The sequence below is a fragment of the Synechococcus sp. PCC 6716 genome (genome assembly GCF_022570815.1).
Lineage (GTDB): Bacteria > Cyanobacteriota > Cyanobacteriia > Thermosynechococcales > Thermosynechococcaceae > Thermosynechococcus > Thermosynechococcus lividus.
On the sequence record NZ_JAKLTU010000015.1, the window covers coordinates 25,151 to 52,114 of the forward strand.

A 26,964-nucleotide genomic window follows, 5' to 3' on the forward strand; every position below is an offset into this window, starting at 1 on the left:
TCACGCCCAAAGAAATGCGGCCAAGGGAGCAGGTACCGGAAAAATAATCAGGAGCAGCAGCACCAGTGCCATCAGGCCAAACCCATCACGCCAGTTGTCGAGTTCACTGACATCATTCAACGCTGGTTCATCAAAGGCGGGCAGAAAAAAGAGAATCAGTGCCCACACAAAGAGCCACGGCTGAATAAAGGATAAAATCAGTACTAACAATCGACTAACTTGGCCAATGATTGCTCCTGCCCGATGGCCATACATTGCATGAACCATGTGGCCGCCATCTAACTGTCCCACCGGCATGAGGTTCAAAGCTGTGACCACTAACCCCAGCACCCCGGCGATCGCTAGGGGATGCAACTGCAAAACACTGTCGTTGGTTAGGGCACGGCCAAACACCGCCTTGGCAATCAGGGCAAAAAGAATCGAGATGCGTGGGTTAAACACCTGTGGGTTCAGGGATGGTTCGTTGGCATTGGCAGGTAGCTGAACAATTTCCGACTGGTGCAACCCCCAAATCAGTAGCGGCAGAGTAACCAAGAAGCCTGCCACCGGCCCTGCCACACTAATATCAAAAAGGGCGCGCCGATGGGGGATGGGCGATCGCATCTGGATAAAGGCACCAAGGGTTCCCATGGCAAACGGCAGGGGAATAAAGTAGGGCAACGTGGCCTTGACTCGATAGCAAAGCGCCGCGGTGAAGTGCCCCAGCTCATGAATCCCCAAAATCAAGAGCAGACCAATACTGTAGGGCAACCCCTGCCAGAGCAGCTCAGGATTCTGCCGTAGTTCCGCTGCGCTCACGTCTGGCGCTACCAACGCTAAACCCGCTAGGGTCGTCGTCAAAAAGGTTAAGGCCAGTAAGCCAAGACTCAGCCCCGGTCGCCACAGTTGCTGCGGCTGTGGCAGGCGATCGCGGGGCACTAGGGCAAAAAAGGGTTTGTTGCTGATGCCCATCTGAAACATTACTAAAAAGCGATCGCCAAAACGTTGGGCAATGTTGCGCTCCACCGTTTGATACACTTGGCTGGCCTCGCCGCGCATTTGCCCACGACAAATCACCGCCTGCGGGCGATACTCAATGTGCTGGAGATAATAAATGCCCCACGGAAAACAACTCTGGAGCTGCGCTTCCTCATCTCGATTCAACAGCCGTGCTGGCTCCTCAGGAACCGTGGGCAAGCTAGGGGCGGGTGTCGCTGGGGCTAAGGCCTGCTGCCCCCGGCGTAAAAGAATGAGATACAGAAACGAACTGGTCACAAAAACCAGAATGAGCCACCCCGATGGAACTGGGGTATTGCCATACAGTGCCATCCAACCCGCTATAAAAAATGCTGGGAGCATGAGTACCAGCCAGAGCAACCACCAAGGGGTTTGACTCAACCGAGCGGTACCTTGGCGCACGATCAACAGCAAAATCAAACCCAATACAATGAGGGATATCCATGTCATACGTTGCGGTACCCTGTGGCTCAACAACAGAAACTCCCCCGTCCCGTCTTACCCATGGTCTATGCCTTTGCGCCAAACCGCGAGACATTAGGGGGCACTGCTTATCTCATTGTAGAAAAGGATGGCAATACCCTGATTGATACGCCATTTTGGGCAGCAGGAACCACAGAATGGTTGGCACAGCAAGGCCCCCTAAAACGGTTGATTCTGACCCATCGTGGGGCGATCGCCCACGTCCGTGAATTTCAACGTACCTTTGGGTGTGAGGTGGTGATCCATGCCCAAGAAGCCTATTTACTACCCCACTTAACCGTCACAACCGTGCAGGGCTACTGCGCCCTCACCCCAACCCTAGAGGTGCTGTGGACCCCCGGCCACTCTCCCGGCAGCAGTTGTGTGTATTGGCGGGAGCAAGGGGGCGTCCTCTTTAGCGGACGACACCTGTTACCCAGCCCCGATGGTGCCCTCCTCCCCTTGAAAACAGCGACAACCTTTCATTGGCCGCGGCAACTGCGCAGCGTCAGAACCCTACAACACTTTTGCGCTCAGCGTCCCTTAGCCTATCTGTGCCCGGGCGCAAACCTCGGCTTTTTGCGCGGTGCAGGGGTGATCTCTAATGCGCAAGATATTTTGCAATCTATTCCCATCCCCCAAGGCAGTAACACGGTTCTCGCACCCTAGTTTGCGCCTGTGGTTCGGTAAAAAGAACCTATAAAAGGCGTAAAACCCTACTTGCAAAGCGCCTTGTATCTTCTAGACTAAAAGTAGCTCACAGAGAGATGAGCCACTGATGACTGCCTTGAGAGGGTGGCAATACCAACAAATTTAACTGTTGGCTCTGTGCAGCGACTCTAGATCAAATTAATTAATTTGGGAGGATACAGCTATGGCACTCGTACGTTGGGAACCATTTCGGGAAATTGACACCCTACAACGGCAAATGAATCGTCTATTTGATGAACTGATTCCCCTCAGCGCGCGCAGCGATGACAGTCACTTTTTACCAGCCGCAGAGTTGGAGGATACACCGGAGGCATTATTGCTGAAAATTGAACTCCCCGGACTAGAGGCTAAAGATATTGACGTGCAAGTCACGGCTGACGCTGTAGCCATCAGTGGCGAGCGCAAGTCAGAAACCCACAGCGAAAGCAACGGTATTAAACGCAGCGAATTTCGCTATGGTAAGTTCCAACGGGTTATTCCCTTGCCAGCACGGGTTCAAAACACCGAGGTTAAAGCCGAATACAAAGATGGCATCTTGCACTTAACGCTACCGAAAGCGGAAGAAGAGAAAAACCGCGTTGTCAAAGTGAACCTTGCCTAAGAGCACATCGTCTCCCTCGAGGAGGCGATGACAGGTTGTTACATGTTGAACGCATCGACACCCCCCAGCGTGGGGGATTTTTTTAGTTCCCTAAGAGGCAAGGGCCACCTCGACAAGCTGTTGTAGCTCACCGCTTTGGTACAGTTCAATGAGAATATCGGATCCACCAATAAACTCACCATTAATGTACACTTGAGGAATTGTTGGCCAATTGGAATACTCCTTAATCCCCTGGCGAATTTCAAAATCTTCGAGGACATCTACCGTCGTGTAGGGAACACCCAAGGCATTCAAAATTTGCACGGCATTATTGGAAAAGCCACACTGGGGCATAAGCTTACTGCCCTTCATGAACACGACAATTTTATTGCCCTTGACAAGGGCATCGATTTTAGCCTGTAGTTCTGGAGTCATCGTTGGTTGCGTAGGTGTAGAACAAGATTAAACTAAAGAAACCGAAAAAACAGTTGCAAGGAGATTACCCTTATTTTAAGGGGTTTGCTGACCACTGATCCGGCGTGTAGGTTTTGAGGGCTAGGGCATGGAGTTCATTGGTGGCCATCACCCCATTTAAGCCGCGATACACTAATTGATGCTGCTGTACCAGCCGTTTACCTTCAAAGGCAGCGGAGACAACAACCGCTTCATAGTGATCACCACCCCCGGTTAAATCCTGGACGTGGACAATGGCATCAGGAAGACTTGCTTGGATAAGCTGCGTTAGTTGTTCAGGGGTAACCATAGATGATACTAAACGTTCTTAAGTGCCTCACGTTAAATAGTCTATCAAACTTCCCTCTTATGCCGCCTGGGCAAACCATGGTCTGGGTATGGCTAGCCTTGTAGTTTCCCAGTGTGTTGAGGATTCCTATGCCGAGTACGGCTTTTTGCCCCCCCACGTTTGTGTCACAAACCCTCACCATCAGTAGCGGCAAAATCGTTTACTATACTCCGAGCGATCGCTACTGGGGCAACACTATTGAGCGTTCTCCCCTGATCTTTTTGCACAGCCTTGGGGGCGGCTCCAGCCATTATGAATGGTCGCAGGTGTATCCTGCCTTTGCCAGTCGCTATCGTGTGATTGCACCTGATCTCATTGGCTGGGGGGCATCGGATCACCCTGCGCGAGAGTATTACACCAGCGACTACTGGCTGATGATTGCTGAATTATTACGGATGGTGGGCACGCCGGTGCGGGTGGTGGCCTCTTCCCTCACTGCTGGTATTGTTGTTCGCTTGGCGGTGCAACAGCCCCATCTTTTTAGCAGCCTGTGTTTGGTGTGTCCCAGTGGGTTTAATGATTTTGGTGAAGATCAAGGTCAAGCGTTGGCTCGCGCTATCCTGAGTGTGCCTGCCCTAGATCGGCTCATCTATACAGCGGCGGCAGCAAATCCCCTTGCGGTTCGCAGTTTCCTGACTCAGTTTTTGTTCGCCAACCCCCAACGCCTGCGGGAGGAAACCGTTAGCGCCTACCTTGAGTCTGCCTGTCGCTATGGCGCAGAATGGGCGGCCTTAAGCACCTTAAAGGGTAATCTTTCCTTTGATTTGAGCCAATACTTGCCGCAGTTGCAAACCCCCACGGTCATCTTTTGGGGTGAGCAGGCGAAGCTAACTCCCTTTTCCCTAGGGCAGCGGCTCTACGCCAGCGCCCACGGTCGGCTGCAAGGGTTTTATGGCATTCCTGAGGCGGGGGKGCTACCACACCTTGAGGTGCCAGAGTGGATAATCTATGGCCTCCGTCGCTATTTCCTGAGCTAGCTGGCGGCGGGAAACAGCTGCTTCAAGCCTTCCTCCAGCGTAGGTGCCATCACTAGGCGCTCGTTATCCATAACAATGACCCGGGCAAGGGTAGGCAAGCTATTTTGGCTGGCTTCAAGGTAGATGGGTTCCACGTAGAGTAGGGATCGCTCGATGGGAATAATGAGGAGGTTGCCCTGCACTGAGCGCGAGCCTTGCCGATTCCAGAGGGAAATTTGCTGGGAAATGAGCGGATCCTGATTAATGCGCGCTTCCATTTGCTCAGGTCCAAACACCAGTTCCTGCTTGGGAAATACGTAAAGCAATAATTTGCCGTAGTTTTGGCCATCGGAGCGCGCTGCTAACCAGCCAATGAGGTTGGGACGGTTTACGGGGGTAAAGGGAACTAAGAGCACAAACTCTTCGGTGTAGCCAATGGGCAATTTCGTAATGAGGTAGTAAGGGGCAACGGACTGGGGGGTTTCGCGGTAGATTTCTTGGGGAATTTGCCAGAGGTCTTCACGGTTGTAAAACACTACCGGATCGGTCATGTGGTACTGCAATAGCTGCTCCGATTGGATTTGCAGCATATCCACGGGATAGCGAATGTGGGTGTACAACCGGTGCGGCATGGCACTAATGGGGCGAAAAAGCTGCGGAAAGATGCGCTGCCATGTCTGTAAAATGACATCCTCTGGCTCAACAACGTAAAAGGTGACATCGCCGTTGTAGGCATCGACAACAATTTTGACGGAGTTGCGAATGTAGTTAAAGCTATGCTTTCCTGGGTCAGCGTAGGGATAATGGCGACTGAGGGTGTAGGCATCAATAATCCAGTACAAATAACTCACCCCAGCACTCCTGTGACTGGCTTTGATGTCACTCTCAGAACGCGGATCGGCAATGACCAGATAAGGCTCGCTGTCGATGCGCAAGAATGGGGCGATCGCCTGTACCCGCTCTTGAATTGTGCGCCGAAACAGCACCCGCGAGTCAGGCCGTAGATTAGGGGTGAGTAAGACTTGCCAATCGCGAAAATAGACAGCATAGATCAGCCGTCGCCACCACGCTGAAATGGCCACACCGCCACTGCCGTCGTAGTGGTTATAGACGTTATCACTGCCGCGGGGGAAGTCCAGTTCGGGCACATGGGAGGGCGCGAAAATGTAGGTATTCGTCAGTTCACCGTAGTAAAGACGCGGATAGAAGAAGGGAAAGTGCTCCCGCAGTTGCGGCGGGAACGTGAGCAGTTCGCCATTTTCACCAATGTCGCGCACAAAATACTTGGGTAAACCGTTTGCTTCGGCGGTATTCACGGGACTCATGGTAAACCCATAGCCGTGGGTGAAGACGAGGTGTTCGTTAATCCAACTGCGGGCAAACTGTTGCACAGCGCTGTAGTCAATTTCGCGAGCTGCAATCAGCACTTGGCGAAGTTCTGGGGTGGCCTGCTGGTTGGCAAGCTTGAGGGAATAGCGATCTAAAAAAGCGGCTGGGAAGCGGTAGTAGGAGCGCAACTGTTGCAGTTGGCGATTGGTTTCTAAGAGGGGGCGGGTATCCCAAACGCGAATATTGCGGGTGGTGGCCTCATTCGCTGCAATGATCTCAGCGTTGAGATTATTTTCGGGCTGGAAGGGTTCAACCCTCATGGTGTCTAGGTTAAAGCTTTCGCGGGTGTGGGTAATTGTCCGTTGAATGTAGGGAAGTTCCCGTTCCAGTTGGTTCGGTTCAACAATGGCTGCCTCAATGGCATTGGGGAGTAACCAATCGGCCACCAAGATGACGACTAAATAGCCAAGGGTAAAGCTAAACAAGCCGGGGGCGATGGGGCCTAAACGCCGCTGCCCCCGACCGCCTTGGCGAATGGCTGACCAGCCAAGGAGCATTGCCACGGCAAGGGCAGACACGCACAGCCAGCCGTAGAGGGGTAAGCGCACCGTGACATCGGTATAACCTGCGCCAAAGGCGGCTCCGTTGGTGGAGTAAAGCAGTTTGTAGCGCTCTAGCCAAAAGCTAAAGGCAACCGTGGCAAACACAAAGGCACTCAGACCCTGTAAATGTCGGCGTTGCGATCGCACAAAGCCAAGAAATTTGCCATGGCTGAGGCTATCGTTGGCGAGCAAATAGGTAAGAGCCACTCCCGCTAAGCTCACCACACTGAGGTTCACAAGCCACAGCCGTAGCAGTTCTAACAGGGGGAGGCGAAAAAGATAAAAGCTAATCGAACGATGGAACAGTGGTTCGGTATGGGGATCACTAACACCAAACACACCCGTTAGCACCGCTGACCAACTCATCAGGGCGATCGCCCCCATGGCCAAACTCAGGATCACACTAATCCCCCGAAAGAGGTGCAGCGGTGCCCATAGCCCCAGTATCAATGCGCCAGCGCTCACCAAGAGTAACCATGGATTCTGGAGGATTTGTTGTAGTAAGTCTGCGGCTCGCCAGACACTTAACTGCGGCAAAAGCGGGGTATTAATCGTCATGTCGCTGCGCTGCTGCCACAGTTGCACCGCGATCGCCCCAATGTGGTACGTTGCCACTATCAGCAAGCCAATTAACCCCGCCGCCGCACTCAACAGCCCCAGTAGCCCCAACCCCCGATAGCGACTGTGGGCAGTGAGTTCTGCATCCAAGGTAACCGTGCACTGCTGGTAGGCACGGCGTTGATGCCAACGGTAAAAGAGTCCTGACAGCCCAACCACAAAAATTAGCAGCAGTCCCTGTACCCCCCACCGCAGCCACAATACCCCAGCGTAGCCAAGGTGATGAAACCAAAGGCTTTCTGCCAGCAGACGGCAAATGACAATGCCAAGGGCGATCGCCGCCACCAACCAACCTAGCCAGTACAACAGTGAATGACCAAGGGAGTGGTAGCGCATGGACTCCAAACTCGAAAAATTCTTAAAGGTAGGTTACATTGCGGTTAGAATTTGCTACTGCTAGTCTAACGGTTTGGCCATGGTCTTGCGCATCCTTTTGTCTTGTCTGCTCAGTCTGGTTGTCCTCGTGGGATGGTCTGCTCCTAGTGTGGCGTTAGGAGGTGAACTGCCCCCCCTCGATGCCCCAGCACCCGAATTTACCTTGCCCACCAATGCCAGCAGCCAGCCCGTTCGCCTAGCAGATTACCGTGGCAAATGGGTGGTGCTTTACTTTTACCCGAAGGACTTTACCTCTGGCTGTACGATTGAGGCGCAGCGCTTCCAGCAAGATATTGAGCAATTCCATGCCCACAATGCTGAAGTTATCGGTGTCAGCGCCGACTCTGTCGATTCCCATGCAGATTTTTGCGATAGCGAAGGGTTGACCTTTCCACTACTCTCGGATCCGGATGGCCGCGTTAGCAAAGCCTATGGTTCGTGGTTAGGGTTTGTCTCCCTACGCCATAGCTTTATCATTGACCCCGACGGTATTTTGCGAGAGCGCTACGTCAAGGTGAATCCAGCAACCCACAGTAAAGAAGTTCTCGCGCGCTTAGAGGAACTCCAGCACACCTAAGCCCATGGGTGGTGGCGCAATTCACTGATGGATGCCCCCTGTAGAGGTCGTGAAGGCGTGTGGTACAGACCTGCCTCCAGTGGATAAAATCAGTACATTTGTTTCGGACAAGTTCAGCGTGAATCATACATTCTTAGTGGATGCGGGACGGTGGCTCCTGAATGGCTACTGGCTGGAGCCAGATCAAGAGGCGATCGCCATCTCTGGCAAGATTCTTGTGTCCTATGGGCAGGATGACTGGTTTTCTATGGCCGCAAAGGTAACATTCGCTGAACAAGCTAAACCAGACTTGATTTTACAGTCACGGGGTAAGCTAGAACTAGACGAAATGCTGTTTACCTATGTGCTGCAACACAGTTTGTTAGGCCGCCTCGAAGGGGAAGGCTGGATTACCCCCCATAGCATTGTGCAGCAGTTTATTCTACTGGGAGATGCAAGTCGTTGCACAGGATTTGAGCATTACTGGCAGGTGGATGCCAATCACTACACCCTCTTAAGTGGCATTTACCGTAGCCATAAACTAAAACAACTGTTGGAAGCCACACTGGAGCGAGTTTAGTTTAACTTTTAACTAATGAGGGGTTCGGGGAGCAATACGTCCCGCACTGTAACCGTAGGGTCAGCGTCGGGAGGATGTCACGTCGTTCCTTGCCCCAGATTCATCACCACTTGCTGAAGCTCAGAAATTAACGCCCTAGGACGGCCATTCATTTGGTTGTCTCCTAAGCTCTCCAGTACTTGCCGCAGTTGGTTGAGCCGATCCTGTACAGGCTGCAAAAATTCCCGTAGTAGATCTGCTTGGCCGCGTTTGGCCGCAATCAAGCGTTGCTCTTCGATCAGCGTTTGCTCTTGCTGTGTCAACTGATCTCGCTGCTGCTGTTGCCGTTTGCGGCGCTCTTCAATGTCGTGGCGCAGACTTTCGAGATCGGTGTAGGCGTGCTGGAGTTCTTCCGCCAGTTGGTTAACAGCAACGCCGTACTCATGAAGCTGTTTTTCTAGCTCACTGAGAATTGGAATCAGACTAATCCCCTGCTGTGAAGCGGGATCTCGACGGGCTTCGAGAACTTGCAGGTAAATTTTATAGGCCGCTTCTTTTTCACGGATATGTTGGCGCTGACCTTCAAGGGCTTGGTTGAGGAGGTTACACCGCTGCCGCTCGTCTTCCAGTTCACCAGCCAGTTGGAGGCGATCAAAGTCACTGGCATCTTTTGCTTTTTGCTCAAGTTCCATCAAGGACTCCAGCGCCATTTTTAACTCTTCTTCTTGATCGTTGACAAAGGCGGAGGCTCGCTTGAGATCGTTACCACGATTAGCCACTTCTTTTTCTAGATCTTCTATGGCCATTTTCATCAAGGCATTGACATCTACCGCTTCGGTTAAGTCACTCACCATGGCCTGCCGCATTTGCTGGAGCATATCTTCTTGTTGGGCAAGGAGCTGGCGCTCTTTTTCGAGTACCGATTGCTTGTAGCGGCAAAGTTCTTCCTGCAGGGCGATCGCGCGGCTATCTTGCCAAAATTGTTCTTGGGCTGCATGCCATGCCTGTTCTTGGTCACGAAATGCGTGGAGTTGCTGCTCAAGAGCTGCTTGCCGCTGCCCCACTTCTTGGTCAATTTGCTCTAACTGCTGCCAGTATTGGGTTAACAGGGCTTGCTGCTGCTCCAGAACCTGCAAGCAGTCGTTGACCTGATTAGTGCTACTGCTATTGAGGCTGTCGCTCAGTTGTTGCAAGATCGCATCGACTTGACGAATCTGATCCGGTGAGAGGCCAACACTATGACTGGATTTTAATTGCTCCCAGCGTTGCTGCTCTTGGTGAACTTGGTGGCGTAGGTTTTCGAGGGCTTGGCGCTCAGCTTGAATGCGCTCTTCCTCTCTCCCTAGTTCTGAGCGCAGCTTATTGAGGTCTGCCAGTTGTTGCTCGTAGTTGGCAATTTGTTCTTCTAGCTCTTGTAACTCTTCACGACGAATTTCAAATTCTGCTTCTCTCTGGTTAAGGGCCTCTGCTTGGTAAGACAGGGATTGCTTCCAGCCTTCAATTTCTTCTTCTTGGCTTTGGAAGCGTTCGCGCATCCGTGTAAAGCCGTGTAAAATGCCCGTCAGTCGCCGTGAGGCTTCATCTACATGCTGAATCTGACGATTGGCAGCCATCTCGACAAAGACCAGTACCCCATTCCCATAGTCGCGGCTATTGTCAAAGGGGATGGTGTCTTCGTTTTGGGAGACAGGATGCCAGTACCCAGATTGTTCACGCATTAGAAGTTTTAGCTCGGATTTCGTACCCATGAAACCCGTTTTTTTAATGACCTCCGCGAGATACTGCACAGCCCTTGACCTCTTAATCTAATGCAAATACTTACACACAACGGAACTTAGCGAATGCATGCCTCAAGCCCGATCGAGCACCATGAACTCAAGGACAAAAAATACCCAGAGTCAGCATATCAAACTAACAAGTGTTAGCTTCACGGCAGCAACTCAATTCCATACTAAACGGGAATGCCATCATCAGGGCAACAATATATAGCGGGTGCCCCAGACTGGCGCTAGCAGGCCAAGGGTGGTTAAAACTAGACACATTATAGATCAGGCATGAGGTGATAGGAGCTGAATTTGTCGGCAACCTTACGATGCCAGCACGCGCAACTGGCCGCGATCGCCATCCAGTTCTGCAAGCACTCCAACCGGCAAGGCGGCATTGACCCCATCATGGCCAAAGGGCAGATCACTGACAATGGGAATGCCTAAATCCCCTAGGCGATCGCCAAGAACTTCCAGAACACGCAAGTTTGGTTGGGTGGCAGCATCGTCACAGCGACTAAACCGCCCCAAGGCAATCCCCTTAATCTGCTTGAGCACACCACTGCGTCGCCACTGGGTCAGCATCCGGTCAATGCGGTAAGGGGCTTCCCCCACATCCTCTAGTGCTAAAATTACGTTGCTAAAGTCGGGACAATCGGGGGTGCCTAGCAAATGGGTTGCCACCGTCAGGTTACCCACCAATAGCCGTCCTTGGACACAGCCGCCTCCCCAAGCAGTGCCTGAGAGGGGGGGCAGCGGCTGTCGCTGCACGCAGTTAAACAGGCGAGTTTGGCTCCACAGGGGTTCGGCGGCCAGCGTTGTCAGGACTGGGCCATGCACCCCTGCGACGCCTTGGGCGGCATAGCTCCACAGCAGGGCGGTAATATCGGAAAACCCAATCAGCCACTTCGGGGCACAGGGCAGCCATTGCCATGCTTCGAGTAAGCGGGTGCTACCAAACCCGCCGCGACCACAGAGAATGGCTTTAATAGTAGTATCTTGCAATAGGTGGCGCAGGCGATCGCGCCGTTGGGCATCGGAACCTGCAAGGTAGCCCCATCCGTCAAAGGCCGCTTCGTCCACCAGCACTTCGTAGCCTTGGGCTTGCCAACAGGCCACCCCTTGCCAAAACGCCTCTTGGTGTCGCAGCACGCCGCTGGGGAAGGCCACGCCGAGGCGATCGCCCGGCTGCAACGGGGGCGGCAGAATGGCCAGCGTCATCTCATCCACATCCGATCACAGGAAGTCTGAGCCACGGTAAAACTGCAATCGCCCAGTACCAATATACTGGCCAATCGCCCGATCGCCACCCCGCGGAAAGGCCGTCACACCAAACAAATAGACCCCCTCCCATTGAGGGTTGCGCACAGGGGAAACCTCCACCCGCAAATAGCTTCCCGGAGGAATGGGCGGATCAAAGGTGATGCGTAGCACTTGGTCGCTGGGGTCAAACACAGCCGCAGCGAGGGGAATGCGTTGGCGAGGTTGGGTGCCAACAAAGGCACGGGTACGCTGGGGCTGAAAATAAAGGGTTTCTAGAGCGGGTAGCTGCTGAATCTCTAGACGGGCAAGGGATTCGCCAGCAGTCTCCGGCACCCGTAAAATAAAGTTGTAGATAGGGCTGGGAATTAATACTTGGGGATAGCGGGTATTTGCTTCAGCAAAAATTGGCGATTGATCAAAGGCAACGCGACCATCAGGGAATTCCACTGCCCCCACCCACGGTACTGCACTAAGGGCAAGGCCAACTCCCACGAAAAAAGATTTGGTGCGTTTGATCATTTTGCACGGGGGGGCGGTTCAGAACTGTGGGCGATCGCGCTACTGCACATCCAATGCTCAGGCAACCCCGGATAACCGCGCCGCAAAGCTTCCGGACAAATGGTATAGATGGTAAGCTGGCAATCAATCATCTGCAAGCCGTACTTATCGGTTTGCTTGAGGGCTTGCTTCAAAATCGAATCATTATCAAATTCGGTGGTTCGGTTGCACTGCACGCACACCATGTGATGGTGATGGTGAGGTGACATCGTATTCAGTTCATAATGCTTATGACCTTCAGCCAGTTCCAACTCTCGCAAAATGCCCATCCGTGACATTAGCTTGACGGTGCGATAGACGGTCGACAAACTAATGGAGTGCCCTTGCTTGCGTAGCTCGTGGTGTAAGTCTTCGGCACTCAGGTGGTTGCCCTTCGGCAAATTTTGGAAAATATTGAGAATAGTTTCTCGCTGTGGCGTTAATCGCCATCCTTTATCGTTCAGTTCGGCTTTGAGGGCTGCTGCGGTGTAAAGGGGCATAGGAGATTCGCTCAATCCGCCGTTATGATTCGCATGATAACTGACCAACGGCAGTATTTGCAAGAATGCAATCTTATTGAGAATGATTAATAGTTGGAATGGCTAGTAATAACTAATTTTTTGCAAAAAATAGCCATTATTTAATCATGACGGCGCAGATAACCTACCCCACCGCATCGGTGGATAGGGAATTCCGCGACACTACGTCATTTTTTTATGGCGGGAAGCTGGCACTGTAGTCGCAGGGTTAACATAAGTTGGCCACCAATCAATCCTAATGCCGCCCTCACCCTAGCCCTCTCCCAAAGGAGAGGGAACAAGACTCTTAGCTCCCTTCTCTCTAGGGAGAAGGGTTGGGGATGAGGGCAAGTCATAGCCACACTCAGTAACACCCAAATCCATAGAGCCTTGTGGCAGCCTAGCACTTCAAGGGAATGATAGGATAGGATGTGTCTAAATTTTCTTTCAAAAAGAAAATATCTGCTGTTTACGATGAACTGGCTCATGATCAATGTCCGTAAACGAGCGTGGCGTTGGGGGGCGATCGCCCTTCTCAGCATTTGTTTCGCGGTATTGTTGGCAGCTCCAGGCTTTAGTCAAGTAACAATTCCGGGATTAAATCAGACCACAGTTTCACCGCCCCCCCCTGGCGTTCGTCGCATTGGCGAACTGGAAACAACGGAGGTGCGCTTTGATGGGCGGGTCTTATTTACCATCGCTGCACCTACCGTGCGCGATCGCAATGACCCTGGCGATCGCGTTCCTGTAGAGCTGCGTGCTGAACTCATTCAATCTAATCTGCGCCGTATTCTCAATAGCGCCATTGAAAACCGCCGTGGTTCCCCAGAGGTCGTCAATATTGGGGTTGCTCGCCTCAATAATGAATTGGTCATTAGTGGCCGTCTCGGTCGTTCCGAGCGCACCACCCGCATTCTTACAATCACCGAAGCCGATAGCGACTACCATCAACTACCGGCAGACACTCTTGCGGCAAACTGGCGCAGTATCTTGCAAACCCAGATGAACCAAGCCATTAAGGAGCGCACCTACACAGCGCTGATGGTACAACTGCAAACGGCGGCATGGATCGCCCTCAAAGTCCTAGCTGCCAGTACCCTCATGTTTTTACTTCAAGTCCTGTTGGCGCAACAGCGACGCACGATACAACGGCAGTTGGCATCGATCGCCGCGACCACCCAACCCAACGAACCGGAGCGCCCGCTGCCCCTGTTGCCCAACTTGGGGGCTGAATTTTTCCTCAAGCAGCGGCTAAAACTCATCCGCCTCGTGCGCTATTTACTGCTCTGGGGGCAGATTGCCCTTTGGCTATACGCCTTGGCGTTGATCTTGGCATTATTTCCGGCCACCCGCGGATGGAGTTCACAGGTTTACGGTCTGCCGATTCTCTGGATGGCGGTATGGTTTGGCACTGGCCTCCTCAATCAGCTTGCTGACCTAGCCTTTGATCGCCTTCGCATCTTCTGGGAGCAAAATAACCTCGTCAAGTTTAGTGATGCCCAACGAACCACCCTGCGCATTGGCACTACCATTGAAGTGCTGCGCAGCCTCAAGACCGTGTTGATCTACTTGACGCGGATTGTGGTGATTCTGAGTTCCTTGGGAGTGCCTATTTCCTCCATTTTGGCGGTGGGGGGCTTCCTTGCCTTAGCCATTTCCCTAGGGTCTCAGAACCTTGTTAAGGATATTATTAACGGGCTGCTGATTGTTTGGGAAGATCAGTACGCTATTGGGGATGTGGTGCAAATTGAACCCTATGCGGGGATGGTAGAAAACCTGAACCTGCGGGTCACCCAACTGCGGAATGCTGAGGGCTGCTTAATTACCATTCCCAACAGTACCATTACGAAGGTGGCTAACCTAACCCGCACGTGGTCCCGGGTTAACTTAGAGGTGTGGGTGGATATCACCACTGCGCCAGATCCGATGCTAAGTCTGTTAGCTGCGCTGAGTCAGGAGTTCTATGAGGAGCCAGCGTGGCACTCAAAGCTCCTAGCCCCCCCCGAGGTGTTAGGCATTGATGAGATTACCGCCAGTGGTCTGTTGGTGCGTATTTGGATTAAAACTCAACCCGGCCAGCAGTGGGCGGTGGCGCGGGAATTCCGCCGCCGGATGCTGAATGTCCTCGCTGCCAACGGTATTCCCATTGGGCGCTTGCACCAGCAACTTCATCTGGTACGGGAGGTCAATGGCCATGGGGGGTCGCCAGATGCCTCCGCGTTGGAATCCTAAGCCGTAGCGATGTCATCTGCCGTCCTAGGTCAGCGACCAGATCGCATCATTATTGTGGGTGGGGGAGCCGCCGCTTTCTTCGGGGCGATCGCCTGTGCAAGTGCCAATCCCCGGGCGCAGATTACCCTGCTTGAGGCTGCCCCTAGGGTTTTGGGCAAAGTGCGCATCTCTGGCGGTGGACGCTGTAACCTGACTCATCATTGTTTTGATCCGGCACTCTTGGTACAGCACTATCCCCGTGGCGGAAAAGAACTGCGGGGGGCATTTAACCGGTTTCAGCCGCGGGATACCATGCAGTGGTTTCAGGAGCGAGGGGTTGCCCTAAAAACTGAAGCGGATGGGCGCGTGTTTCCCGTTTCTGATGACTCCAGCACGATCGTTGATTGCTTAGTCGCCGAAGCCAAAGCCTTGGGAGTTCGCATTCGCACCCAAGCTGCCGTCAAGCGCATTGCCAACGTAGCAGGGGAATTTCAGGTTATGACCAGCCAGGCTCCTGAACCACTGGTGGCCGATCGCCTCTTGCTTGCCACAGGCAGTAGTCCCCAAGGATATCGCTTGGCTGCACAGTTAGGGCATACCATTGTGCCGCCGGTGCCCTCCCTTTTTACCTTCCAAGTCGCAGATCCCCGTCTGCATCAACGGGCAGGCCTGAGTGTGCATCCGGTGCGGGCAACCCTGAAGGTGGCGGATCAACCGCCCCTGACCCAAGAGGGGGCACTGCTGATCACCCATTGGGGGTTCAGTGGGCCGGTGGTGCTCAAGCTCTCGGCGTGGGGTGCCCGCAGCTTAGCCAGCCACCACTATCAGGCCACTCTAACGATCAATTGGCTACCGTTGGTGTCCTACGATAACCTACGCAGCCGGTTAGAGGCGTGTCGTGTGCGTCTGCCGAAACGGGCGATCGCCAGCCATTGCCCCTTTGATCTGCCGCGACGACTGTGGAGCTATTGGCTGGAATTAGTGGGTATTCCCGTTGATCAGACCTGGGCGCATCTGACCAAAAAAAGTAGCCAGCAGCTAGCATTACTGTTGCATCGCAGTGAGTTTGCCATCGTCGGCAAAGGGGTATTCAAAGAGGAGTTTGTCACCTGTGGCGGCGTGGATCTCAAGGACGTGGATTTTAAGACCATGGCTAGCCGCCGCTGCCCCGGCCTATTTTTGGCAGGAGAACTGCTAGATATTGATGGCGTGACCGGTGGCTTTAACCTACAAAGTGCATGGACCACCGGCTGGATTGCTGGACAAAGCTTAGGCCGCAACGGGTAACTGAAACGAGTGCCAAAGCTGTCGCCGTCCTAACTCCACATCCTCTGGGCGGCATTGCCAGTGGGGATGCGCGCTCATCAATAAACTTTCGAGGGTTTCGCGGTCAAACAGGTGCCAAACCGGTGCCCCCGCCACCTCATCCGCAATGGCCAATAAATTGTCACCAATGCAGTGAAGTTCTAAACATGTCGCAGCCCGCTGAAATTGCACCCGCTGCCCCGGCAGGAGCGATCGCACCGTTTCCATGATCTCCCGCAGATCGGAAATACTTTGCACCACCACTCCCGGGATTGTCGCCAACTGCTGCGGATCGCCGTTGATCTGTAACCAGTACTGCCGACTGGGATCAATCCCCAACAGCCATGGATCAGCATCATCTAAGCGGTACCGAGGGGCGAGCGAGAGTCCATGCATCATGTACAATATCCCAAATAACTGTGTTTTATAGAACCTGCAACTGTGCCAAGGAGCGATCGCGAGGATCGCTTTCTAGTAGTGTGATAAGTCTTATTTATTTGATCAATCAAAGTTAATAATGCTTAACATTAAGCCAATAGTTCTTAACACGTTACCGAGCTCTGAGTTAACGCCCATTTAGCAAGGGTAATGGCCATAGGATCACCCTTTGGGTTGGTTTAGTGTGTTCTTTAGGTTTGATGCTAGCCCACCCACCGTTGCCAGAAGGGCGATCGGACAATTACAACCATCAGTAGGAGGGGAATCAGGAATGACTGCCCCAGTGCTTTCAGAGCACTCGCAATAAATTCAGGAGTAAACACCCCACTCATGACTTGCTGATACAGCAGCAGCACCAACACCAACACAAGTGCCGCCAAAATATAGAGCATTCGCTTCGACAGGCCAAGGCGGAGGTCAAGCACCAGAGGTTGCCGGATGCGTTCCCCCACAGCAGTTGCAGCTAGGGTCAGCCCTTGAATGATGCTACTTGGTTGCACCAATTCTGGGATAACCACCAGTAAAAATGGCCAGCGGGGAATCACAACGTCACTATAGCTGACAAAAAACACCGAGCGCAGTAAATTGAACGTGGCATGGACAGCCGTCAGGGGTTGTTGGCCGAAAAAGAAGGGAACTCCCAGCAGTAACTGTGGTTGGGTCACCCATTCCGGTAACTGCCAGACAACAGACGTTACTGTTGTAACACTAACCACAAGAAGTGTGTAGATGCAGACAACGCGCCACAACTGGTCAATGGCTGCTGGGAAGCGCTGTCCATAGTTAGCTAAGGGCAGGGCGATCGCTCCCCACACAGTACCATCACTAGCAAGCCGAGGCGGCACGAGGTGGGTATGGGCGAGCAGCAGTATGCTGACGATTCCAGCGATGCAGGCAAGGCTCAAGCCTCGCTTCCCGAATGGTAGGGGGGGGATGCCTTGGCCAAGGTAGCTACTGAGGAGCCAGCTACCTACCATGACGCAACACTGTCCTAAGAGTACCCATGGCATTACCATTCCCTGTAGGGTCGTGCTGGGGGCCAAGGTTGCTGTGGCCCAGGCGACTGCTGCCGGTAGTAGGGTCACATCTATGGTGCCGATGCCATGATCACTGGTTGCAGAGATGACTAATTTGCGTCCCCGACCTTGGGAAAGGTCGCCATAGGTTTGGTTGGCAACAGCAGTGGGGATGGTGCCTTGCCGGAGCATCGCCCGCATCATAGTGGGGGTATGAAACTGTTCATACAGGCCACTACCCATGAAGAGGTTGGGGGGGAGCAGTGGGTTGATGTCTGAGGACATCCCAAGGTTCAGAGTACTGACAATGCGACTATCGGTACTAGCAAGGCTGAGGGCGATCGCCCCCCCCATCGAGTGACCACCGACCCCAAGGCGCTGCGGATCAAAGCGATCGGGATGGGCAGCAACATAGTTCATGACGACACTGGCATCAGCATCATTTTCACTTTCGCTATAGGGGCGAGGGTAGGACTCGCCAAATCCACCAACATCGGTGGCGATCGTTGCAATCCCATGGCGAGCCATCTCCACCGCCAGCGGCTCCATGGTTTCTTTGGTGCAGTTCACACCATGCCACAGCATCAGGGTGGGGTAAGGGGGGGTGCCTGTCAGGGGCAGATACAAACGACTCACTAATACCTGATGGGGTTGACGCGGAATTCGCACAAGCTCTGTCTGCAACGCGTGGGGATAAAACCAGCCCCACAACAACCCACCCAAGAGCACCAGTGCTACCCCCACCATCCGCCACGGGTGGTGCCACCAGAAATTACGGCTGTTCATTGGTCAGTGGTTCAGTGCGAAACATTTTCGCAAACATCTGGCTCACGTAAGCTTGGCCATAGACAACCGTAGGCTTGGCTGTAGGGGTTGCATTCTCAACCGCCGCTACAGGGGCTGGCTCTGTGTCTGTTGGCGGTGAATCTGGGGAATGTGGGGTATCAGGGTCAGGGCTGGCTGGGGAGGCCGCCTCTTGCCATGGATCGCTGGTCTCTGGGGCTGGCTCCGGTTGCCAGCGGCGACTGTTATCCCCCATGAGTGATCCCGCAGCAACCACCGCTCCCGCAGGAACGATGGTATTCATCAGGGTGGCACTGGTGCCAATACAGGCATGGGGTTCAATGGTGACTTGGCCAATGAGTAACMCCCCCGCCCCGATATTGACCCCTTCGCTTACTGTAATTGCGCCGCCGTGGGCATGAATAACGCTGCCCATACCAATACACACCCCAGCAGCAATGCGAATGGTTGCCCCCGCTTCAGCCCAGAGCAAGACCCCCGGTGCCAGAATAGCTTGGGGATGTACCACCACATCACCAGCAATCCGTACGGCAGGAGTCGGGGGTAAGGCCAAGGGCGGCAGGGGCATCGGGGCACCTCACTTGGGAGGGCTACTTAGTGGCCTGTTGCAGCAGAATCTGCGCCACCCGTTGCTTACTGGCAGGGTTCACACCAATGAGGCGGACGTACTCGCCACTATACTCTTGCAGGCAGGCTTGAATGGCGGCAAGTGCCTCATTCAGGGTTTTGGCCTCAATACGCGGGCCACTCTGCCACGAGTTGGTGCGATAACGGCGGGCATCCACATGCTCTAGGGCTAACTGGTGTCCCTGTTGCAGGAGCTGCTGCACGCGCTGAACCACCTCTGAGTCTAGGCCATGGCTTGTGCTAGCAGTGCGTGTCGGGTTGGCCGTGCTGCTAGGAGCAAACCCTTTACCGCGGGTACTACTGCCATTAGTTGCTGCGTGACCGTTAGGGCGATGAATAATCACTTCTAGGACGCGCTGTTTAGCCTGTGGGTTGACCCCCACAAGGCGAACGTAATCCCGTGGATGCTCGGCTAAAAAGGTGCTCAGATCGTTGATACCTTGGGCAGAGGTAATTTTGATGCCACTCTGCCATGAACTGGTACGGAACCGCCGTTGATCAGCATACTCAGTGGTGATCACGCACCCTTGCCGCAGTAGATCCTGTACTTGGTTCAGAACATCGGCACTCAACACTGTATCGCTGGGGGTGGCACTGCCATTGTTAATGCTGGTATTCATTGCTTTGGGGGCGATCGCCACGGCACCGTCCGGTCGCTGAATAATTTGCTCGAACACCCGCCGTTTTTGCTTCTTGTCAATGCCAATCAGGCGCACATACTCCCCTGCATGTTCCTGAAGGCAGGCTTCAAGGGCAGCGATCACCTCTGGCTCCTGCTGCGATTGAATAGGGGCACAACTGGTCCAAGAGCTGGTGCGGTAGCGGCGGGCATCCGCGTGCTCAGTGCCAATTTGGTAGCCCTGCTGTAATAACTGCCGCACCTGCGCTGTAACGGAGCTATCAAGGGAGCCGCTAGGAACCGCACCCACCACGGGTGCTGACCCACTGGGGCGATCGCTAGCAGGAGCCGCATCCCCTGGGCGTTGAATCACCTGTTCAAAAACACGCCGCTTAGCTCGCTGATCAACACCAATGAGCCGCACATATTCACCCGCGTGCTCATTCAGAAGCTGCGCTATGGCTGCTAATACCTGCGATTCCTGTTGTGCTGTCAGCGTTGGGCAACTCTGCCAAGAACTGGTGCGRTASCGKCGCGCATCCGCATACTCCAGCCCAATGTGATACCCCTGCTGCAACAGTTGGCGGACGTGAGTCGCGTAATCTGTTGTCATGGTACGATTTTCCCCGGTAAGCGTTTCAACCTGTAACATCTGTGGGTCAGCCTGACCCCGCTGCTCATTGCGAATGGGGGCAATACAGGCAATATTTTCAGCACAGCGATAGCCCGACAGCAGTGCCTTGTTAATCCCCACAACATGCTGAGCAAAATGAATATCCGATTCCTCGACGTTGGGAAGGCGATCCGCCTGTTGTTGATTGGTGATCACCATTCCTGAAGGAATATATTTACCGGGTGGAATTTCAACATCCTGAATCAGGGCATGCATCATGACAACACAGCCTGCTCCCACCCGTGCATTAAATACTGTTGAGCGAAAGCCAATAAAGCAGCCATCACCGATGTAGGCGGGGCCATGGATGAGCGCCATGTGAGTAATCGAGGCATTGTTGCCAATCCACACGGAATACTCTTGACCATCATCGCCAATGACTCGCCCCTGCTGTAAACCGTGAATGACCACGCCATCTTGAACATTGGTATAGGAACCAATATGGAAGGGTGTCCCTTCGTCGGCACGAATCGAGGTACCGGGGGCAATGTGCACATAATCTTTGATGCGGACATCTCCGATGAGGTTACTAAAGGAGTGAACGTAAGCCGAACTGGCAATGTCTGGCTCCGCTAAATCCCGTGACCATGGCGTAGGAGGTGCCGCATAACTTTGAACCGCCATAGGGAGAAGTCTCCAACTGCTAATACTGGGTACGCTTGCTATACAGCAAATAGTTATCCCGACTTACGGTGTCAATGATGGCCACAACGGCTGCATCAATGGGTCGCTGAGTACTGTTGACGATGTAGCGGGCGGCACTCCCTCGACTCACCAGCACCCATTCGTCTTGTCCTGCACCCACTGTATCCGCAGCGACTTCGTAGTCGGGTAAAAATTCGCCGTCCTCACCCAAATATTGCAAGACTAAAAACTTGACTCCCGCTAAGGTGTCTTCTTTTTGAGTACTGGTAACCGTGCCGCACACTCGTGCAATTTTCACTATGGGCGACCCATCGGACGAATGCCACTAACACTTTCACGGAACTGCTCCACTGCTTCGGTGTAGCGAATGGGCAGGACGTACTCAAGGTTCTCGTGGGGACGGGCAATGATGTGGGTCGAGAGCACTTGACCACCGTTGACTCGCTTCACGTTTTCTACCCCAGCCGCCACTGAGGCCTGTACTTCTGAGACATCACCCCGAACAATAACCGTGACTCGGCCACTACCAATTTTTTCGTAGCCCACAAGGGTAACCCGCGCAGCTTTTACCATTGCGTCTGCCGCTTCAACGACAGCAGGAAAGCCCAACGTTTCAATCATTCCGACAGCAATTGCCATTGTAATAGCTCCTAAACATTAGAAAGTGATGGTGCGATGCAACTGAACATTGACCTGTGGGAAATATATTAGTTACGGAACTGTTCAACCGCTTCCGTGTAACGAATCGGCAAGACGTATTCAAGGTTTTCGTGGGGACGGGCAATGATGTGGGTCGAAAGAACCTCACCACCATTAACTCGCTTGGCAGAGTCAACCCCTGCCGCCACCGAGGCTTGCACTTCGGAGACATCACCCCGGACAATGACCGTGACCCGACCACTGCCGATTTTTTCGTAGCCCACAAGGGTGACCCGTGCGGCTTTTACCATTGCGTCTGCTGCTTCGACGACGGCGGGGAATCCGCGCGTTTCAATCATTCCCACAGCAATTGGCATGAGTAAGCTCTCCTAATTAGAATAAGGGTAAGCAGTACAAAAATTACAGTTGCAATCAAATTGATCGCCCCAGAAATTTATGACGGGATGGCCGATTGTTATCGTTACGTTAATCACCGTCTTTTTATCTCTATGACAAGCATAGGGTTAGGGGTTTCTTTTGACAATATAACCCTTGATAATATTTTCTAGTTTCTACTATTATGAAACCTGATTCAACTGCGATGTTTGCGGTACTAGACCGGCGTTTGCAGCTCTCGTGGACTTCATTCATAGATCAAAATCTAAGCCGAATTGAATTAGCATAGACAAGTCAACGGTTTTCCCGTGATCGCAAGATTGAAATTGAGTTTTTCAATGTCGAATCAATCACTAATAGGTTTGTGTCTATTTGTTGTATGTCCACTCAAGACATTTTGAAAAGGTTGCGTCAATGTTTTTAGAGGTTGGTAGTTTTGCCCCTTTGTTTACGCTGCCAGATGCCAGTGGCACCTTAGTTAGCTTAGAGGAATTGCGAGGGCAATGGGTTATTTTGTACTTCTACCCCCGTGATAACACGCCCGGCTGCACTAAGGAAGCTTGCGGTTACCGAGAGGTGGCAGCGGCGTTGGCACAACGCAACGTCACTATTTTGGGGATTAGTCCCGATAGTGTTGCTTCGCACCAAAAGTTCCAAAAAAAGTTTGATCTGCCCTTCCGGCTTTTGTCAGATACAGACACAGCAGTCGCCCAAGCCTATGGTAGTTATGGCTCGAAAACGTTTATGGGCAAGGAGTATTTAGGGGTGTATCGCGATACGTTTCTCATTGACCCAGAGGGTAAGCTGGCTGCGATCTACCGCCGTGTTAAACCCGATGCCCATATTGCCCAAGTGCTTGAGGATGTGGCACGGTTGCAGCAGGGTTGAGATAGTTGCAGCAGGGTTGAGATATACGTTTGGAACCTTGACAATGAGTAGTAACTGGGACAATTTTCGCAAAAACTTGGGGGAGTGGCACGGTTCCTTTACTGCCATTGCCCCTGATGGTACGGTGGGGGAATCTGTGCCGTCGATCCTCTCGTTAACGGAGGTGGCGGATGGGTCGCGGGTGCGCTTTCAACTGCAACGGTTTGCTAAGGGGTTGAATCAGCCAGCCACAAGTAACACGGTGCAGGAGTATGCCACTATTGGTCGCCAGAATGTTTTTTTTGAAACGGGGGCGTTTTCTAAGGGGTCGTTGCAGGTAGCGCCGTTCGCTGAGTTTGGGGCGGAGTATGGGTTTGTGGTGGGGGATCGGCGGCTGCGGTTTGTGCAGTTGTTTGATAAGGGGCAACGGCTACAGTCAATGACGTTGATTCGCGAGTTTCGTGCAGGTTCTGAGGCCACTGAGCGACCCCCTTTGCAGGTGGCGCATCTTGTGGGGAGGTGGCAGGGAACCGCTTATACGGTGTACGCGGACTGGCGATCGCCCACGGAATCACCAACAACCTTGACGGTGTGGCAAGAGGGAACAGTGCTCCACCAATCCCTTGAGTGGCAGGATCAGCATCTCGCGACCACAGCGACCCTTGAGGGGGCACGGTTGTTATTTACAGATACCCCTGTGCCCAAGCAACTGCTGCTGTTACCGGATGGTACTGCGAGTTTAACCCCACTGCAGGTCTCCTTTCGTGAGCCGTTTTTTGTCGAAGTCAGTTGGTTATGGAGCGATGATCAGCGCCAACGCCTTATCCGTCACTATGGCGATCGCGGCGAGTGGGTGAGTGCTACCCTCGTGGTCGAAACGCGCGTGAGCTATAGCTAGCCCCTGTGGCCACTGCTAACAGTGGCAGGAGCCAATCGCCAAAGCGAGTATAGAGGGTGACGCTCTGGCGGCGATAGATGGTTTCGGCATGAATGACAAAGCGATCGGGGTCTGAGAGCCAACGGGTGGTGCCTGTTGGGTCAATCACTGCAGAGAGTCCGGTATTGGTAGCGCGCACTAACCAGCGATCGCCCTCAACGGCACGCAGGACATCATGGGCGTGGTGCTGTGCCATTAATTGCTGCCGGTAGGGATCATTGTTGGCCACACTGAGAATAAATTCTCCTCCTGTTTGTACCTGAGCGCGGCTGCGGTGGGAAAAGGCCGATTCAAAACAAATCAACACCACGGCATTGCCCCAAGGGGTTCTAAACACTTGGTCGGGGTTACCGGGAATGAGGCGCGATCGCAGGGTGGACAGCCGCTGCACCACCCCCGATAACCAATCGGGAATATACTCCCCCAACAGGACTAAGTTCACTTTGTTGTAGCGGCTATAGACTTGGCCGTGCTGATCGAGGGTCAACAGTACCTGATAATGCCCGTCCGTCGTGGCCATAAACGTCCCCAGCCACAGGGGAACCCCGGCCTGTTGCACAGCGGTGCTCAGTCGATTTACCTGTTCGGGTTGCCAGAGAATCGGCAATGCCCCTTCCGGAGTCAGGACTGCCTCAACCCCAGTGGCCGCCAAGTCCTGATAACCGCGAGTATAGTCCTGCCAAGCGCGGCGAATTCCCTCAGGGGTTAATTTTTCTCGGGTGGGAATGTTCCCTTGAATGATACCCACGCGCAACCCCTCGCCGTGATCGGCGGGCACCGCCGCCGCCAGAGCAACGTTGAGCAATAGCGCGCTTCCTAGGAACACCACGCCATAGCGCCAGTAGCGACGGTGATACCGTAATGCTAAAACGATCAGGCCATTCACCGCTAACACCACCGCTGTGAGGGTGGTTGGCCCCGCCAAGCGGCTCAACTGCACTAATCCGTGGGGGCTTTGGCTGAGGGATACACTAATCCACCATAGGGGGGAATAGCTCCACAGGGCTTCTAGGCCACACCAGAGGGTCACCCCCGCCAAGAGTTCTGGCCAAAGGCCATGGCCACAGACATACCGTGCCATCAACGCTGCCCAGACGATACTAAGAGTGGCTCCCCAGAGGGTTAGAAACAGCCAAATGCCTCGGGAAATGAGCCAACTCGGCAGCGGATCAATGCCAATCCAAGTCAAGGGGTGCAGATCCCACACCCATACTAGGCTACTGCCGTAAAACCCTAGCCCCCACCAGAGGCCAGCGAGCACTGCCGGTAGCCCGGCTCGCTGCATCTGGCAGACCCACCACAGGGGGGCTACCGCGCCAAAGGCCAGCCATCCCCAACCTACGGGTGGCAGCGCCCACTGCATGACAGCACCGGCCAGCAGAAGTCCTAGAGGGTGTCTGAGCTTAGACAATACTCTGGCGCTTGCGCTGTTCCTTGGGGGAAGGAGCCACATGCCACTGCCCTGCCTTGATCAGTTCCCGTTCCAGTAAAGCAAAAAAGCGTTGGCGATCGCTGCTGCGCACTACCGCTAAATTGTGCGCCTCCGCCAACGCCACTGGATAGCCGTGTCCCTTTTGAATTTGGGAGGCGGTCAGGCGGATGGCCTGCGCAAGTAGATCGCTATCCTTGGCCACCCACTGCGGAACCTCTAGGCGCACCACTTCGCTGCCTGCGTGGAGGTAGCAACAGTAAATAGCATGATCACCGTAGTGCTCCAAAATAGGGCTGTAACTGCGCCAAAGGGGGCTGTACTGCTGCGGTGCAAGCCGGGCGTGCCACAGGAGTGTGTCGCGCAAGGGGTCAAAGGTCTGGCAGGGTAGCCGCTCTCTCTGGTTGGTGCAATGCTCTGCACAATTCGGCTCAGGGTAAGGACAGACCCCCAAGCGCAGAAAATTCAGGGTTTCATGGCTGCGGGAGGCACTGATATACCCCACTAAGGGAATCCGCCGCTCCCGTAGCTGTTGCCACGCCTCGAGAATGGGGGCTAAGAGGATGTCGCGGGCAGCAGGAGCAAGGGTGCTCCAGGACCAAAAGATTAACGAGCCATCCACTAGGGCAAGGGTGGGGATTTCAGGGGAGGCAGCGGGTGCTAAGTCGGCTAGCGCCAGCATTTCAGCTTGGGTGCGGCGGTAACGCAGCCAGTCTTCGGTGGTAATGCCCCACGATCGCGATCGCCCCAGCTCCGCAGGGTCATAGACCAACTGCGGCAGACTATTTAACTGCGGGCGGCGCTGCGAACCGTACGTGATGGCAACTCGGCCAATATTAATCAGGTAACAGTAGGCAATTTCGTGGTGGCTGGGGGCAATTTGTGAACCATCGGCAGCAATAACACCGTAGGGAAGACTGGCTGGGGAGACGGTGTGCACAGTAGTGAGGGGTTCGCTGGGTTCCGCAACCGCAAAGGCGAGGTGCTCACGCCACGTGGCTAAGAGGTGTCGATAATGGTCGAGTTGCCCAGCCATCGCTGTAAAAATATCAAGGGCTTGCGCCTGTTTCTGTTGGCAGGCGATCGCCCCTTGGCGAATGACCTGACCCACCTGCCCCATTTGCATCGCCACTTTGGTGAGATCGAGCATAGCCTTAATCTAAATTATGTATTTATGTATTGGGGCATTTATCATCGCAGCGTTTCAATGTTGCGCTCCCACTGCTGGCCATCAAACAGTTGAACTTGAAAGCGATCGCGCAGTTGATGAATATTGTCGAGGCAGTTGAGGTTGACATCAATATCCTCCGGATGCGATCGAGGATGGTGACACTCCCCGCCGTGGAACGGTGAGGCTTCTCTAAGTTAGGCTAGAGCAAAGCCAATCTGCTCTAACTTGACCTTAGAAGGGGCTGCCACAGCCCCTCTACACACTCCACTCAAATCGATATTGAGCTTTGTGCTTACCTTTCTCATGATGTTGCAGGCTCCATTACAGTCTGCATTGATGAGCCATCCTTGCGCAGTTCGGTACAGACCTCTAAGAACTCGTTTTCCTGATGCCTTCCACCCTTCAGGTTTTTCGCCGAACGTAGGCAAGAAGTCATTATCAAAAAACGAGGCTTGAGACGTATACGATTCTTCGGTTTCGACTAATCGAATCCCGAAAATTAAACAAAGCTGCTCAATTCGTCCAAACAGCTTGTAGTGCGGAATTTGCACGAACTAGAT

The 26,964-nt window shown here is 53.6% G+C and carries 27 protein-coding genes; 9 read left to right on the forward strand and 18 right to left on the reverse strand.

Annotated elements, in window-relative coordinates; genetic code table 11:
• On the reverse strand, nucleotides 1-1,446 hold the full coding sequence (locus L5220_RS08620) for a site-2 protease family protein (RefSeq protein ID WP_448514871.1): 1,446 nt from the start codon (nucleotides 1,444-1,446) through the stop codon (nucleotides 1-3).
• Nucleotides 1,447-1,461: 15 nt separating this feature from the next.
• Here L5220_RS08620 and L5220_RS08625 point away from each other — a divergent pair, with 15 nt between their 5' ends.
• Complete coding sequence (locus tag L5220_RS08625) at nucleotides 1,462-2,127, forward strand: MBL fold metallo-hydrolase (RefSeq protein ID WP_499573012.1); 666 nt, start codon at nucleotides 1,462-1,464, stop codon at nucleotides 2,125-2,127.
• Between the two features lie 205 nt (nucleotides 2,128-2,332).
• Nucleotides 2,333-2,770: an Hsp20/alpha crystallin family protein gene (locus tag L5220_RS08630; RefSeq protein WP_448525349.1), complete on the forward strand. Its 438-nt coding sequence runs from the start codon at nucleotides 2,333-2,335 to the stop codon at nucleotides 2,768-2,770.
• A 90-nt stretch (nucleotides 2,771-2,860) separates the two neighbouring features.
• On the opposite strand, the gene grxD is transcribed toward L5220_RS08630, so the two are convergent.
• Complete coding sequence (grxD, locus tag L5220_RS08635) at nucleotides 2,861-3,184, reverse strand: Grx4 family monothiol glutaredoxin (protein ID WP_099798435.1); 324 nt, start codon at nucleotides 3,182-3,184, stop codon at nucleotides 2,861-2,863.
• A 70-nt stretch (nucleotides 3,185-3,254) separates the two neighbouring features.
• Nucleotides 3,255-3,512 (reverse strand): BolA family protein, encoded by a 258-nt coding sequence (locus tag L5220_RS08640; RefSeq protein WP_099798434.1) that lies wholly within the window; start codon nucleotides 3,510-3,512, stop codon nucleotides 3,255-3,257.
• 128 nt (nucleotides 3,513-3,640) lie between these two features.
• Between L5220_RS08640 and L5220_RS08645 the strand changes: the two genes are divergently transcribed.
• A complete protein-coding gene (locus L5220_RS08645) occupies nucleotides 3,641-4,528 on the forward strand; it encodes an alpha/beta fold hydrolase (protein ID WP_499573016.1) in 888 nt (295 codons plus the stop codon).
• Here L5220_RS08645 and L5220_RS08650 read toward each other — a convergent pair.
• The gene (locus tag L5220_RS08650; protein WP_499573018.1) at nucleotides 4,525-7,392 is read right to left on the reverse strand and encodes a UPF0182 family protein; all 2,868 of its coding nucleotides are present in this window, start codon (nucleotides 7,390-7,392) and stop codon (nucleotides 4,525-4,527) included. The two genes, L5220_RS08645 and L5220_RS08650, sit on opposite strands and share 4 nt — an antisense overlap.
• A gap of 79 nt (nucleotides 7,393-7,471) precedes the next feature.
• On the opposite strand from L5220_RS08650, the gene L5220_RS08655 reads away from it, so the two are divergent.
• Nucleotides 7,472-8,008 carry a peroxiredoxin gene (locus tag L5220_RS08655; protein ID WP_448514865.1) on the forward strand — a complete coding sequence of 179 codons (537 nt, stop codon included), beginning with the start codon at nucleotides 7,472-7,474 and terminating at the stop codon, nucleotides 8,006-8,008.
• A gap of 118 nt (nucleotides 8,009-8,126) precedes the next feature.
• On the forward strand, nucleotides 8,127-8,567 hold the full coding sequence (locus L5220_RS08660; protein ID WP_499573020.1) for a hypothetical protein: 441 nt from the start codon (nucleotides 8,127-8,129) through the stop codon (nucleotides 8,565-8,567).
• A 77-nt stretch (nucleotides 8,568-8,644) separates the two neighbouring features.
• On the opposite strand, the gene hmpF is transcribed toward L5220_RS08660, so the two are convergent.
• The 4 genes from hmpF to L5220_RS08680 form a co-directional block, all read right to left on the reverse strand.
• The gene (gene hmpF / locus L5220_RS08665; RefSeq protein ID WP_499573022.1) at nucleotides 8,645-10,333 is read right to left on the reverse strand and encodes a pilus motility taxis protein HmpF; all 1,689 of its coding nucleotides are present in this window, start codon (nucleotides 10,331-10,333) and stop codon (nucleotides 8,645-8,647) included.
• Nucleotides 10,334-10,633: 300 nt separating this feature from the next.
• Complete coding sequence (locus L5220_RS08670; RefSeq protein ID WP_499573024.1) at nucleotides 10,634-11,530, reverse strand: S66 peptidase family protein; 897 nt, start codon at nucleotides 11,528-11,530, stop codon at nucleotides 10,634-10,636.
• A gap of 15 nt (nucleotides 11,531-11,545) precedes the next feature.
• Nucleotides 11,546-12,091 carry a DUF2808 domain-containing protein gene (locus L5220_RS08675; RefSeq protein ID WP_499573026.1) on the reverse strand — a complete coding sequence of 182 codons (546 nt, stop codon included), beginning with the start codon at nucleotides 12,089-12,091 and terminating at the stop codon, nucleotides 11,546-11,548.
• On the reverse strand, nucleotides 12,088-12,609 hold the full coding sequence (locus L5220_RS08680) for a ferric uptake regulation protein (RefSeq protein WP_448525357.1): 522 nt from the start codon (nucleotides 12,607-12,609) through the stop codon (nucleotides 12,088-12,090). The genes L5220_RS08675 and L5220_RS08680 overlap by 4 nt, the downstream gene beginning before the upstream one ends.
• 492 nt (nucleotides 12,610-13,101) lie before the next feature.
• Here L5220_RS08680 and L5220_RS08685 point away from each other — a divergent pair, with 492 nt between their 5' ends.
• Nucleotides 13,102-14,859 carry a mechanosensitive ion channel family protein gene (locus tag L5220_RS08685; RefSeq protein ID WP_499573029.1) on the forward strand — a complete coding sequence of 586 codons (1,758 nt, stop codon included), beginning with the start codon at nucleotides 13,102-13,104 and terminating at the stop codon, nucleotides 14,857-14,859.
• A 9-nt stretch (nucleotides 14,860-14,868) separates the two neighbouring features.
• Nucleotides 14,869-16,125 carry a BaiN/RdsA family NAD(P)/FAD-dependent oxidoreductase gene (locus tag L5220_RS08690; RefSeq protein ID WP_499573032.1) on the forward strand — a complete coding sequence of 419 codons (1,257 nt, stop codon included), beginning with the start codon at nucleotides 14,869-14,871 and terminating at the stop codon, nucleotides 16,123-16,125.
• Here the strand turns inward: L5220_RS08690 and L5220_RS08695 are convergent.
• From L5220_RS08695 to L5220_RS08725, 7 genes are all read right to left on the reverse strand, one after another.
• Nucleotides 16,108-16,542: a hypothetical protein gene (locus tag L5220_RS08695; RefSeq protein WP_499573034.1), complete on the reverse strand. Its 435-nt coding sequence runs from the start codon at nucleotides 16,540-16,542 to the stop codon at nucleotides 16,108-16,110. The genes L5220_RS08690 and L5220_RS08695 overlap by 18 nt on opposite strands.
• A 242-nt stretch (nucleotides 16,543-16,784) precedes the next feature.
• The gene (locus L5220_RS08700) at nucleotides 16,785-18,383 is read right to left on the reverse strand and encodes an alpha/beta hydrolase (RefSeq protein WP_499573036.1); all 1,599 of its coding nucleotides are present in this window, start codon (nucleotides 18,381-18,383) and stop codon (nucleotides 16,785-16,787) included.
• A complete protein-coding gene (gene ccmN / locus L5220_RS08705; RefSeq protein WP_499573038.1) occupies nucleotides 18,370-18,969 on the reverse strand; it encodes a beta-carboxysome scaffolding protein CcmN in 600 nt (199 codons plus the stop codon). The genes L5220_RS08700 and ccmN overlap by 14 nt, the downstream gene beginning before the upstream one ends.
• A 22-nt stretch (nucleotides 18,970-18,991) precedes the next feature.
• Nucleotides 18,992-20,944: a beta-carboxysome scaffolding protein CcmM gene (gene ccmM / locus L5220_RS08710; protein ID WP_448526867.1), complete on the reverse strand. Its 1,953-nt coding sequence runs from the start codon at nucleotides 20,942-20,944 to the stop codon at nucleotides 18,992-18,994.
• Between the two features lie 19 nt (nucleotides 20,945-20,963).
• Nucleotides 20,964-21,263 (reverse strand): beta-carboxysome shell vertex protein CcmL, encoded by a 300-nt coding sequence (gene ccmL, locus L5220_RS08715; RefSeq protein ID WP_099798420.1) that lies wholly within the window; start codon nucleotides 21,261-21,263, stop codon nucleotides 20,964-20,966.
• Complete coding sequence (locus tag L5220_RS08720; RefSeq protein WP_011056790.1) at nucleotides 21,263-21,604, reverse strand: carbon dioxide-concentrating mechanism protein CcmK; 342 nt, start codon at nucleotides 21,602-21,604, stop codon at nucleotides 21,263-21,265. Before L5220_RS08720 ends, ccmL begins: the two co-directional genes overlap by 1 nt.
• A gap of 68 nt (nucleotides 21,605-21,672) precedes the next feature.
• Nucleotides 21,673-21,981, reverse strand: coding sequence for a carbon dioxide-concentrating mechanism protein CcmK (locus L5220_RS08725; RefSeq protein ID WP_011056791.1), 309 nt, complete (start codon nucleotides 21,979-21,981; stop codon nucleotides 21,673-21,675).
• A 433-nt stretch (nucleotides 21,982-22,414) separates the two neighbouring features.
• Between L5220_RS08725 and bcp the strand changes: the two genes are divergently transcribed.
• Nucleotides 22,415-22,888 (forward strand): thioredoxin-dependent thiol peroxidase, encoded by a 474-nt coding sequence (gene bcp / locus L5220_RS08730; RefSeq protein ID WP_099798419.1) that lies wholly within the window; start codon nucleotides 22,415-22,417, stop codon nucleotides 22,886-22,888.
• Nucleotides 22,889-22,931: 43 nt separating this feature from the next.
• A complete protein-coding gene (locus tag L5220_RS08735; RefSeq protein WP_499573041.1) occupies nucleotides 22,932-23,765 on the forward strand; it encodes a DUF3598 family protein in 834 nt (277 codons plus the stop codon).
• Here the strand turns inward: L5220_RS08735 and lnt are convergent.
• The 3 genes from lnt to L5220_RS08750 all read right to left on the reverse strand — a co-directional run bounded on the left by lnt (nucleotide 23,728) and on the right by L5220_RS08750 (nucleotide 26,955).
• A complete protein-coding gene (gene lnt / locus L5220_RS08740; RefSeq protein ID WP_499573045.1) occupies nucleotides 23,728-25,215 on the reverse strand; it encodes an apolipoprotein N-acyltransferase in 1,488 nt (495 codons plus the stop codon). The genes L5220_RS08735 and lnt overlap by 38 nt on opposite strands.
• Nucleotides 25,208-26,383, reverse strand: a complete 1,176-nt coding sequence (locus L5220_RS08745) for a DNA double-strand break repair nuclease NurA (protein ID WP_499573047.1) — start codon at nucleotides 26,381-26,383, stop codon at nucleotides 25,208-25,210. Before L5220_RS08745 ends, lnt begins: the two co-directional genes overlap by 8 nt.
• A gap of 215 nt (nucleotides 26,384-26,598) precedes the next feature.
• Nucleotides 26,599-26,955, reverse strand: coding sequence for a zinc ribbon domain-containing protein (locus L5220_RS08750; protein ID WP_499573049.1), 357 nt, complete (start codon nucleotides 26,953-26,955; stop codon nucleotides 26,599-26,601).
• Nucleotides 26,956-26,964 lie beyond the last annotated feature (9 nt).

What these genes read in the sequence shown, in the direction of transcription:
- L5220_RS08700 (WP_499573036.1), bottom strand. Translation starts at nt 18,383, where the DNA reads ATGAACAGCCGTAATTTCTGGTGGCACCACCCGTGGCGGATGGTGGGG.
- L5220_RS08695 (WP_499573034.1), bottom strand. Translation starts at nt 16,542, where the DNA reads ATGATGCATGGACTCTCGCTCGCCCCTCGGTACCGCTTAGATGATGCT.
- L5220_RS08650 (WP_499573018.1), bottom strand. Translation starts at nt 7,392, where the DNA reads ATGCGCTACCACTCCCTTGGTCATTCACTGTTGTACTGGCTAGGTTGG.
- L5220_RS08690 (WP_499573032.1), top strand. Translation starts at nt 14,869, where the DNA reads ATGTCATCTGCCGTCCTAGGTCAGCGACCAGATCGCATCATTATTGTG.
- L5220_RS08630 (WP_448525349.1), top strand. Translation starts at nt 2,333, where the DNA reads ATGGCACTCGTACGTTGGGAACCATTTCGGGAAATTGACACCCTACAA.
- L5220_RS08685 (WP_499573029.1), top strand. Translation starts at nt 13,102, where the DNA reads ATGAACTGGCTCATGATCAATGTCCGTAAACGAGCGTGGCGTTGGGGG.
- grxD (WP_099798435.1), bottom strand. Translation starts at nt 3,184, where the DNA reads ATGACTCCAGAACTACAGGCTAAAATCGATGCCCTTGTCAAGGGCAAT.
- L5220_RS08620 (WP_448514871.1), bottom strand. Translation starts at nt 1,446, where the DNA reads ATGACATGGATATCCCTCATTGTATTGGGTTTGATTTTGCTGTTGATC.
- bcp (WP_099798419.1), top strand. Translation starts at nt 22,415, where the DNA reads ATGTTTTTAGAGGTTGGTAGTTTTGCCCCTTTGTTTACGCTGCCAGAT.
- L5220_RS08640 (WP_099798434.1), bottom strand. Translation starts at nt 3,512, where the DNA reads ATGGTTACCCCTGAACAACTAACGCAGCTTATCCAAGCAAGTCTTCCT.
- L5220_RS08735 (WP_499573041.1), top strand. Translation starts at nt 22,932, where the DNA reads ATGAGTAGTAACTGGGACAATTTTCGCAAAAACTTGGGGGAGTGGCAC.
- L5220_RS08675 (WP_499573026.1), bottom strand. Translation starts at nt 12,091, where the DNA reads ATGATCAAACGCACCAAATCTTTTTTCGTGGGAGTTGGCCTTGCCCTT.
- L5220_RS08745 (WP_499573047.1), bottom strand. Translation starts at nt 26,383, where the DNA reads ATGCTCGATCTCACCAAAGTGGCGATGCAAATGGGGCAGGTGGGTCAG.
- L5220_RS08680 (WP_448525357.1), bottom strand. Translation starts at nt 12,609, where the DNA reads ATGCCCCTTTACACCGCAGCAGCCCTCAAAGCCGAACTGAACGATAAA.
- L5220_RS08655 (WP_448514865.1), top strand. Translation starts at nt 7,472, where the DNA reads ATGGTCTTGCGCATCCTTTTGTCTTGTCTGCTCAGTCTGGTTGTCCTC.
- L5220_RS08725 (WP_011056791.1), bottom strand. Translation starts at nt 21,981, where the DNA reads ATGCCAATTGCTGTGGGAATGATTGAAACGCGCGGATTCCCCGCCGTC.
- L5220_RS08670 (WP_499573024.1), bottom strand. Translation starts at nt 11,530, where the DNA reads ATGACGCTGGCCATTCTGCCGCCCCCGTTGCAGCCGGGCGATCGCCTC.
- L5220_RS08720 (WP_011056790.1), bottom strand. Translation starts at nt 21,604, where the DNA reads ATGGCAATTGCTGTCGGAATGATTGAAACGTTGGGCTTTCCTGCTGTC.